General features: G+C 63.2%; 11 protein-coding genes. 5 read left to right on the top strand and 6 right to left on the bottom strand.

All coding sequences use genetic code 11. The features are described from left to right. The 5 genes from ENZ75_RS11110 to ENZ75_RS11090 form a co-directional block, all read left to right on the top strand. Positions 1-1,459, top strand: a 1,459-nt coding sequence (locus tag ENZ75_RS11110; protein WP_128278100.1) for an ABC transporter substrate-binding protein, incomplete at its 5' end; no start/stop codon positions are given. Positions 1,460-1,570: 111 nt separating this feature from the next. Continuing rightward, positions 1,571-2,578, top strand: a complete 1,008-nt coding sequence (locus ENZ75_RS11105) for an ABC transporter permease (RefSeq protein ID WP_063170041.1) — start codon at positions 1,571-1,573, stop codon at positions 2,576-2,578. A 1-nt stretch (position 2,579) separates the two neighbouring features. Beyond that, entirely contained in the window at positions 2,580-3,719 is a 1,140-nt protein-coding gene (locus ENZ75_RS11100) for an ABC transporter permease (protein ID WP_063170042.1), read from the top strand. 9 nt (positions 3,720-3,728) lie between these two features. Further along, the gene (locus ENZ75_RS11095; RefSeq protein WP_063170043.1) at positions 3,729-5,396 is read left to right on the top strand and encodes an ABC transporter ATP-binding protein; all 1,668 of its coding nucleotides are present in this window, start codon (positions 3,729-3,731) and stop codon (positions 5,394-5,396) included. Positions 5,397-5,415: 19 nt separating this feature from the next. Continuing rightward, complete coding sequence (locus tag ENZ75_RS11090; RefSeq protein ID WP_063170044.1) at positions 5,416-6,786, top strand: alpha-glucosidase/alpha-galactosidase; 1,371 nt, start codon at positions 5,416-5,418, stop codon at positions 6,784-6,786. Between the two features lie 5 nt (positions 6,787-6,791). Here the strand turns inward: ENZ75_RS11090 and yacG are convergent, their stop codons facing one another. The 6 genes from yacG to ENZ75_RS11060 all read right to left on the bottom strand — a co-directional run. Beyond that, entirely contained in the window at positions 6,792-6,989 is a 198-nt protein-coding gene (gene yacG / locus ENZ75_RS11085; RefSeq protein ID WP_013530195.1) for a DNA gyrase inhibitor YacG, read from the bottom strand. After that, complete coding sequence (locus tag ENZ75_RS11080) at positions 6,986-7,615, bottom strand: Maf-like protein (RefSeq protein WP_013530196.1); 630 nt, start codon at positions 7,613-7,615, stop codon at positions 6,986-6,988. Before ENZ75_RS11080 ends, yacG begins: the two co-directional genes overlap by 4 nt. Positions 7,616-7,636: 21 nt before the next feature. Further along, on the bottom strand, positions 7,637-7,855 hold the full coding sequence (gene infA / locus ENZ75_RS11075; protein ID WP_006200926.1) for a translation initiation factor IF-1: 219 nt from the start codon (positions 7,853-7,855) through the stop codon (positions 7,637-7,639). An 87-nt stretch (positions 7,856-7,942) separates the two neighbouring features. After that, entirely contained in the window at positions 7,943-8,413 is a 471-nt protein-coding gene (locus ENZ75_RS11070; protein ID WP_013530197.1) for a low molecular weight phosphatase family protein, read from the bottom strand. Then, positions 8,401-8,886, bottom strand: a complete 486-nt coding sequence (locus ENZ75_RS11065) for a UPF0262 family protein (RefSeq protein WP_013530198.1) — start codon at positions 8,884-8,886, stop codon at positions 8,401-8,403. The genes ENZ75_RS11070 and ENZ75_RS11065 overlap by 13 nt, the downstream gene beginning before the upstream one ends. A 6-nt stretch (positions 8,887-8,892) precedes the next feature. Further along, a partial coding sequence (locus ENZ75_RS11060; protein WP_206617030.1) for a histidinol dehydrogenase occupies positions 8,893-9,322 on the bottom strand: 430 nt, incomplete at its 5' end.

Below are 9,322 nucleotides of genomic sequence, written 5' to 3'. Positions count from 1 at the left end.
GAACGGCGCCACGCCGGAAACCTTCGGCGTCGGCACGACGTTGAAGAAGATCGACGACTACACCGTCGAATGGACCTTCAAGGACGCCTTCCCGAAGCAGTACCTGTATGCCATGGCCTACGGCACCTTCTGTCCTGGTCCCGCGCACATCCTGAAGCCGCAGCATCCGAAATATTCGAAGAACACCTATGACCAGTTCAAAAATGCCTTCCCGCCGGAATTCATGAACATGCCGGTGATGGGCGGCTGGGTCCCGGTCGAATACCGGCCGGACGACATCATCGTCATGCGCCGAAATCCCTATTACTGGAAGGTCGACGAAAAGGGCAATCAACTGCCCTATCTCAACGAACTGCACTACAAGCTGTCGACCTGGGCCGATCGCGACGTCCAGGCGGTGGCCGGCGCGGCTGATTTTTCCAATCTGGAGCAGCCGGAAAACTTCGTCGCCTCGCTGAAGCGTGCGGCGGAGGCGAACGCGCCTGCCCGTCTTGCTTTCGGCCCGCGGCTCATCGGCTACAATCTGCGCTTTAATTTTTCCGCCAATGGCTGGGGCAATCCGGACGAACGCGGCCAGGCGATCCGCGAGCTGAACCGCAACGAGGATTTCCGCAAGGCCGTCACCATGGCGCTCGACCGCAAGGCGCTCGGCGACTCGCTGGTCAAGGGGCCGTTCACCGCCATCTATCCCGGCGGCTTGTCGTCAGGAACCAGCTTCTACGACCGCAATTCGACGGTCTACTACCCCTTCGACCTCGATGGCGCCAAGGCTGAACTCGCCAAGGCCGGCCTCAAGGATACGGACGGCGACGGCTTCGTGAATTTCCCTTCCGGCACCGCCGGCGGCAAGAATGTCGAGATCGTGATGCTGGTCAACAACGACTACACGACCGACAAAAGCCTTGCCGAAGGCGTCGTCGCCCAGATGGAAAAGCTCGGGCTGCGGGTCGTGCTCAACGGCCTCAACGGCACCCAGCGGGACGCTTCGCAATACTCCGGCCGCTTCGATTGGCTGGTCCGGCGCAACGAACAGGAACTGACCTCGGTGGTGCAGAACACCGTGCAGCTTGCCCCTGTCGGCCCGCGCACCAGCTGGGACCATCGTGCGCCGGAAAATGGCGAGGTCGATGTGATGCCGTTCGAAAAGGACCTCGTCGACATCGTCAACAAGTTCGTCTCCACGCAGGACAATGACCAGCGCGCCAGCTTGATGAAACAATTCCAGAAGATCTCGACGGAGCACGTCTACAATGTCGGCCTGACGGAATATCCCGGCGCGCTGATCGTCAATAAGCGATTCTCGAACATTCCGCAGGGCACGCCGATCTTCATGTTCAACTGGGCCGAGGATTCGATCATCCGCGAACGGGTATTTGTCGCCGCAGACAAGCAGGCGAAATATGAATTGTTCCCCGATGAGCTGCCCGGCAAACCCGGAGAGAAGGGGCTGATGAATTAGGTTTACCTCCCTGACTGAGAGACCTCCGGCCGCGCCGCTGGCGCGGCCGGACAAACCAACCTCCGGACGCAACCAAGGGCGCGATCGGCGAGACAAGGAAATGAACCGTCCATGCTGCGATTCCTGCTCACGCGCATAGCGTCGGCAATCCCGGTCCTCGCCATCTTGAGCCTGGCCACCTTTGCCATCATCCAGGCGCCGCCGGGTGACTATGCCGACTACATCCGCTCGCAGGCGATCAACCAGGGTGGAGCTTCCTTTGCCGAGGCCGACGCGCAGGCAAAGGCCTATCGCATCGAGCATGGCCTCGATAAGCCGCTGCCCGTGCAGTATCTCAACTGGATCGTCGGCATCGTCACCCGCGGCGATTTCGGCTACAGCCTGTACTACAACAAACCGGTCGCCGATGTGGTCGGAGAGCGCCTGCCGCGCACGCTCCTTCTGGCGCTGGTCTGCCATCTGCTGGCCTCGGTGCTGGGCATCACATTCGGCATATGGGCGGCGACAAGGCAATACACCTGGATCGACTCGACACTGTCGGCCATCTCCTTCCTCGGCATGACGGTGCCGCGCTTCCTGATGGCGCTGATCATCGTCTATCTCCTGGTCTTCCAGTTCAACGTGTCTGAGATCGGCTCATTCTTCTCGCCGCAATATGGTGGTGCGCCGTGGTCGTGGGCCAAATTCGTCGACCTCGACAAACATGTCTGGCCGGTGGTGGCGATCGCCACTTTCGGCGGCCTCGCCTACAATATGCGCGTCATGCGCGGCAATCTGCTCGATACGCTGAACGCGCAATATGTCGAGACGGCAAGGGCCAAGGGGCTGACGGGTGCTGCCGTCGTCATGCGCCACGCCGTGCCCAACGCGCTGCATCCGCTCATCATGTATCAGGGCGTGGTGCTGCCCTATATGCTGACCGGCGAGATCGAGACGGCGATCATCTTCGCACTGCCGACCGTCGGCCCGGCGATCGTCGGCTCCATGGCTGTCGGCGACGTCTATGTCACCGCCACCTTCATGATGGTCCTGTCGGCGACGCTCATCGTCGGCAACATCATCGCCGACATGCTGCTCGTGCTGCTCGATCCGCGCGTGCGCCAGTTCGGGGAGCGTTGAGATGCTGGCGCGCGATCCATCCCCTCCACCGCTGCCTGCCGAAGGGCCCATCGTCGCCGAACCGGCGCATGGCAACGAAAGCTACATGGCGCTTGTCTGGCGCCGGCTGAAGCGCTCCTGGACCGGCATGGCCGGGCTCTGGCTCGTCGTGCTGCTGCTGGTGATGGCCGTATTCGCCGAATTCATCGCGCCAATGGACCCGAAGGTCACGGATGTCGGCTTCGCTCCGCCGCAGGTGCCAAGCTTCCATGACAGAGACGGCGGTTTCACCGCACGGCCGAGGGTCTATGCGCTGGCCGATTCGGCGGACCTCGATCCGGTCACTTTCCAGCCCGTCGTCGGCCCCGACTATGATCATCCTAGGCTGCTCGGTTTCTTCGTGCATGGCGCGCCCTACAAGCTGTTTGGGCTGCTGCCGGCGGACCGGCATCTGTTCGGCTCGCTGGACGGCCAGCCGGTGCATTTCCTAGGCACCGACAAGTTCGGCCGTGACGTGCTGTCGCGCGCCATCCACGGCTCGCGCGTCTCGCTGATGATCGCCCTGACGGTCGTCTTCATCATCACCGTCATCGGCACCACCGTCGGCATGGTTTCCGGCTATTTCGGCGGCAGGTTCGATGTCTGGATGCAGCGCTTCGTCGAACTGGTGCTCGCCTTCCCGCAGCTGCCGCTCTATCTGGCGCTGACGACACTGATCCCGGTCACCGCTCCCACCAACGTCTTCCTCGCTTTCGTCATCATCGTCATGTCGGCCTTGGGCTGGGCGCAGATGTCGCGCGAAGTGCGCGGCAAGACGCTGGCGCTGGCGCGGATCGAGTATGTGCGCGCCGCCATGGCGGTCGGCGCCACCGACCGGCGCATCATCATGCAGCACATCTTCCCCAATGTGATGAGCCATGTGATCGTCGCCGTGACGCTGGCGATCCCGACCGTGGTGCTGCTCGAATCCTTCCTCGGTTTCCTCGGCTTCGCCGTCAAGCCGCCGCTGATCTCGTGGGGCCTGATGCTTCAGGACACCGCGACCTATTCCGTCATCGGCACCTATCCCTGGATCCTGTCGCCGGTCGGTTTTGTGCTGGTCACCGTCTTTGCCTTCAACGCGCTGGGCGACGGCCTGCGCGACGCCGTCGACCCTTATTGAGGTGCTGAGATGTCCGTCGCGCTCGCCGAATCCTTCGCACCGATCGTCCGTCACGACCATGATGGACGCCAGGACCAGCCGATCATCGATGCCCGCAACGTCGCCGTGGCCTTCAAGGTGGAGCATGGCGTCGTCGAAGCGGTCAAGGACATCTCGTTCCAGCTCTATCGCGGCGAGACGATCGCCATCGTCGGCGAATCCGGTTCGGGCAAGTCGGTGACGGCGCGCACCGTCATGGGCCTGCTGTCACGGCGCGCCACGGTGTCGCCCGGCTCGAGCGTCTGTTATGACGGGCAAAACATCCTGAAATTTCCCGAGAGCGCCCGGCGCAAGCTGCGCGGCAACCGCATCTCGATGATCTTCCAGGAGCCGATGAGTTCGCTCAACCCGATCTATACGGTCGGCAGCCAGATCGTCGAGGCGATCCGGGTGCATCGTAAGGTCAGCCGCAAACAGGCTTGGGCGCGAGCGCTCGAACTTCTGCAGCACGTGCAGATTCCCGATCCTGCCGCGCGGCTCAGACAATACCCGCATCAGCTCTCGGGCGGGCAACGCCAGCGGGTGATGATCGCCATGGCGCTGGCCAACAATCCCGACGTGCTGATCGCCGATGAGCCGACCACGGCGCTCGATGTCACCGTCCAGGCGCAGATCCTGAACCTGATCCGCAGCCTGCAGAAAGAGCTGCGCATGGCGGTGATCCTGATCACCCACGACCTCACCGTGGTGCGCCAGTTCTCCGACTACGTCTATGTCATGCAGCATGGCGAAATGTGCGAGCACAACGCCACCGAACGGCTGTTCGGCGATCCGCGGCATCCCTATACGAGGCGGCTGCTGGCTTCAGAGCCGCACGGGCAGCCGAAGCCGCTGCCGGAGGGTTGTGGCACCATTCTCGAGGCCAGCGGCGTGCGCGTCTCATTCATGCTGCGCCACGGCACCTTTCTGAAACCCGACTGGCGCGAATTGGTCGCCGTCGACGATCTCAGCCTGAAACTCTGTCGTCATGAGACGCTGGGGCTGGTCGGCGAGTCCGGCTCCGGCAAGACCACCTTCGGCCAGGCCCTGCTCCGGTTGATCGACGCCAAGCGCGGCGAGATCCGTTTCGACGGCAAGCCGATCCACGGCCTGTCGCGGGCCGAGATGCGGCCGTTGCGCTCGCGCATGCAGATCGTCTTCCAGGATCCGTTCTCCTCGCTCAACCCGCGCATGACGATCGGCCAGATCATCGAGGAAGGGCTGATCGTCAACAGCATAGGGGCGACGCGGCGCGAGCGGGTCGAACGGGTGCGCGACGCGCTGGTCAGCGCCGGCATGCCGGGCGATATTCTGTCGCGGTTTCCGCACGAATTCTCCGGCGGCCAGCGACAACGGATCGCGATCGCCCGCGCCATAGCGCTCGAACCAGAATTCATCCTGCTCGACGAGCCGACATCGGCGCTGGACCTCTCCGTCCAGGCGCAGATCATCGACCTCCTGCGCAAGCTGCAGGACGAGCGCGGCCTCAGCTACCTCTTCATCTCGCACGACCTCAAGGTGGTGCGCGCGCTATGCCATCGCGTGATCGTCATGCAGAACGGCAAGATCGTCGAGCAGGGCCCCGTCGACGACGTCCTGTCCAATCCCAAGACCGCTTACACCGAACGGCTCGTCAGGGCCGCTTTCGATGTGGCCTGAACATATGCCGGAGGTTAGCATGGCAAGAAATCCCAAGATCACGTTCATCGGCGCCGGCTCGACGGTGTTCATGAAGAACATTGTCGGCGACGTGCTGCAGCGCCCGTCGCTGTCCGGCGCGACGATCGCGCTGATGGACATCAATCCGCAGCGGCTGGAAGAGAGCGCCATTGTCGTCAACAAGCTGATCGCGACGCTTGGCGTCAAGGCGAAGACCGAGACCCATTCGGATCAGCGCAAGGCGCTGGCCGGCGCCGATTTCGTCGTCGTCGCCTTCCAGATCGGGGGCTACGAGCCCTGCACCGTCACTGACTTCGAGGTGCCGAAGAAATACGGCCTGCGCCAGACGATCGCCGACACGCTCGGCGTCGGCGGCATCATGCGGGGCTTAAGGACCGTGCCGCATCTGTGGAAGGTGTGCGAAGACATGCTCGCCGTCTGCCCGCAGGCGATCATGCTGCAATATGTCAACCCGATGGCGATCAACACCTGGGCGATAGCAGAGAAATACCCTGAGATCAGGCAGGTCGGCCTCTGCCATTCGGTGCAGGGCACGGCAATGGAGCTGGCTGAAGACCTCGACCTTCCCTACGAAGGGATCCGCTATCGCTCGGCCGGCATCAACCACATGGCGTTCTATCTGAAGTTCGAGCATCGCCAGCCGGACGGTTCCTACCGCGACCTCTACCCAGATCTCGTGCGCGCCTATCGCGAAGGCCGCGCGCCCAAGCCCGGCTGGAACCCGCGCTGTGCCAACAAGGTGCGCTACGAGATGCTGACCAGGCTCGGCTATTTCGTCACCGAGAGCTCGGAGCATTTTGCCGAATATACGCCCTATTTCATCAAGGACGGCCGCCCGGACCTGATCGAGAAGTACGGCATCCCGCTTGATGAATATCCCAAGCGCTGCATCGAGCAGATCGAGCGCTGGAAGGGGCAGGCTGAAGCCTATCGCTCGGCCGATCGCATCGAGGTAGAGCAGTCCCGGGAATATGCCTCCTCGATCATGAATTCAGTCTGGACCGGCGAGCCGTCGGTGATCTACGGCAATGTCCGCAACAATGGCTGCATCACCTCGCTGCCTCGGGATTGCGCCGCCGAAGTGCCGTGCCTGGTCGATGCCTCCGGCATCCAGCCGACCTATATAGGCGAGCTGCCGCCGCAATTGACCGCGCTGATCCGCACCAACATCAACGTGCAGGAACTGACGGTGCGGGCTCTGATGACCGAGAACCGCGAGCACATCTACCACGCGGCGATGATGGATCCGCACACCGCGGCCGAACTCGATCTCGACCAGATCTGGTCACTGGTCGACGATCTCTTGGCCGCTCACGGCGACTGGCTGCCGGGCTGGGCGCGGGTGGCGCGCAAGACCGAGGCCGCCTGACGACCTCATTTCGGAGCGTCGGGATCCGTCTCTTCCTCGTCATCGCGGGCCTTGATGACATAGGCGCCCTTCAGCCAGCGGTTGAGGTCGATGTCCTTGCAGCGCGTCGAGCAGAACGGAAAGCTGTCGCGCGCCGAGGGCTTGCCGCATTCGGGACAGGGGCGCTTTGGGCGCAAGGGCGTGACTTTGGGATCGGAATTCACAGCCGGGTTCCCGCCAGCCAGCCGCCATGCACCTTGAAGCCTTCGCCGCTCAGCAGCGCGATGGTCTCATACAGCGGCAGCCCGACGATGTTGGTGTAGGAGCCGACCAGCTTGACGACGAAGGCGCCGGCGAGGCCCTGGACGGCGTAGCCGCCCGCCTTGCCGCGCCATTCGCCCGAGGCGATATAGGCGTCGATCTCTTCGCGCGGCAGCCGCTTGAAACGCACCCGCGTCTCGACCAGGCGCTGGCGCAGCTTGCCACCCGGGGTGATAAGGCAGATGCCGGAATAGACCCGATGCGAACGGCCCGACAACAGCCCGAGACAGTTGGCGGCGTCGTCGAGGGTTTCTGCCTTGGGCAGGATGCGCCGCCCGACGGCAACCACCGTGTCGGCGGCCAGCACGAAACCCGGCGCATAGTCGGCTTCGGTCTTCAGTGACGCAAACGCCTTTTCGGCCTTTTCCTTCGACAGCCGCTTGGCCAGCGAGCGCGGATGCTCGGCACGCAGCGGCGTCTCGTCGATATCGGCCGGCAGCACGCGGTCCGGCTCGATCCCGGCCTGCTGCAAGAGCTCGATTCGGCGCGGCGAACCCGAGGCAAGCACCAGCTTCTGCAAAATGCTCATCGCGGACCAGTCGGGCTTTGCTTACTTGAAACGATAGGTGATGCGGCCCTTGGTCAGGTCGTATGGCGTCATCTCGACCAGAACCTTGTCGCCGGTCAGCACGCGGATGCGGTTCTTGCGCATGCGGCCGGCCGTATGGGCGATGATTTCGTGTTCGTTTTCGAGCTTTACCCGGAACATCGCGTTCGGCAACAATTCCGTCACGACACCCGGAAACTCGAGGACTTCTTCCTTCGGCATTCGATACCTTTGCTTGGATGGTAGTTCCAGCACCCTGGCCGGAATTTCGGCGGAACCTATATGATAATCGTCCGCTTGTGAACACGCTTAATCCGTCGCGTTTTTTGCCTCTGGAAGCAAGAAACGTCGGCCTATGCGCACCTTCAGCCGCTCGCGGACGTCCCGGTACGCTGCCATGATCTGTTCGCGCGTGCCACCGGCGTCGGTCGGGTCCGGCGTCGGCCAATATTCGACCTCGACGGCGAGCGAGCGGGTGAGTTCGAGTGCGGCGTGGTGCGCTTCGGGTGCCAGCGTGACGATGAGGTCGAAATAGTCGTCCTCGAGATCGTCCATCGTCCTTGGGTGGCGCTCGCCCAGCGTGAGATCTTCTTCGGCCAGCACCGCATCGACGAACGGATCGCGCTCGCCGGCGCGAACGCCGGCCGAAGCGACAAAGACGGTGGCGGGCAGCATCCGGCGCGCCAGCTGCTCCGCCATTGGCGAGCGCACGGCATTCATGCCGCACAGGAACAGGATCGAACGGGGCAGGGCGCCGGGCGACAGGGCTAGCCCCGCCAGTGCAGCACGCAGACCAGCGTGAACAGCCGGCGCGCCGTATCGAAGTCGATGTCGATCTTGCCGGACAGCCGGTCCATCAGCGTCTGCGAACCTTCATTGTGCAGGCCGCGGCGGCCCATGTCGATCGCCTCGATATGGCTCGGCGTCGAGGAGCGGATGGCGTCGTAGTAGCTTTCGCAGATCATGTAGTAATCCTTGACGATGCGCCGGAGCGGCGTCAGCGACAGGATATGGGTGACGACGGCGGTGCCATCCTCGCGCGCCACGGCAAACACCAGCCGCTGCTCGGCCAGCGACAGTTTCAGCCGGTAAGGGCCGTCGCCGCTGTCATTGACGGGCTGGAAACTGTTCTCCTCGATCAGGTCGAAGATCGCCACTGCACGTTCATGCTCGACATCCGGCGTTGACCGGCCGATCGATTCATCGAGTTCGACATCGATCAGCCTGGCGCGGGTTTGATCGGGGCCAGACATCGCCGCCTACATGTTCAACCGTATGGCGACGGAGCGTCCATGCGCGTCAAGACCCTCCGCCTTGGCCAGCGCAATCGCCGCCGGCGCCAAGATACGCAACTGCTCCGGTCCAAGCTTGAGGATCGACGTGCGCTTGACGAAATCGAGCACGGACAGGCCGGACGAGAAACGCGCCGAGCGCGCCGTCGGCAGCACATGGTTAGAGCCGCCGACATAGTCGCCGATGGCTTCCGGCGTGTGGCGGCCGAGAAAGACCGCACCGGCATTGCGCATCCGCGACAGGAAGCCCTCGGCGTCGTCGATGGCCAGTTCGACATGTTCGGCGGCGATGCGATCGACCAGCGGCAGCGCGGCGTCGATGGTCGACACCTGGATCACGGCACCAAAATCGCGCCAGCTCGCCGCTGCCGTTTCAGCGCGTGGCAGGCTCTGCAAC

It is taken from the genome of Mesorhizobium sp. M7A.F.Ca.CA.002.04.1.1 (assembly GCF_004022805.1).
GTDB classification, from domain to species: Bacteria; Pseudomonadota; Alphaproteobacteria; order Rhizobiales; family Rhizobiaceae; genus Mesorhizobium; species Mesorhizobium ciceri.
This window is presented reverse-complemented; position numbering and strand designations above follow the sequence as displayed.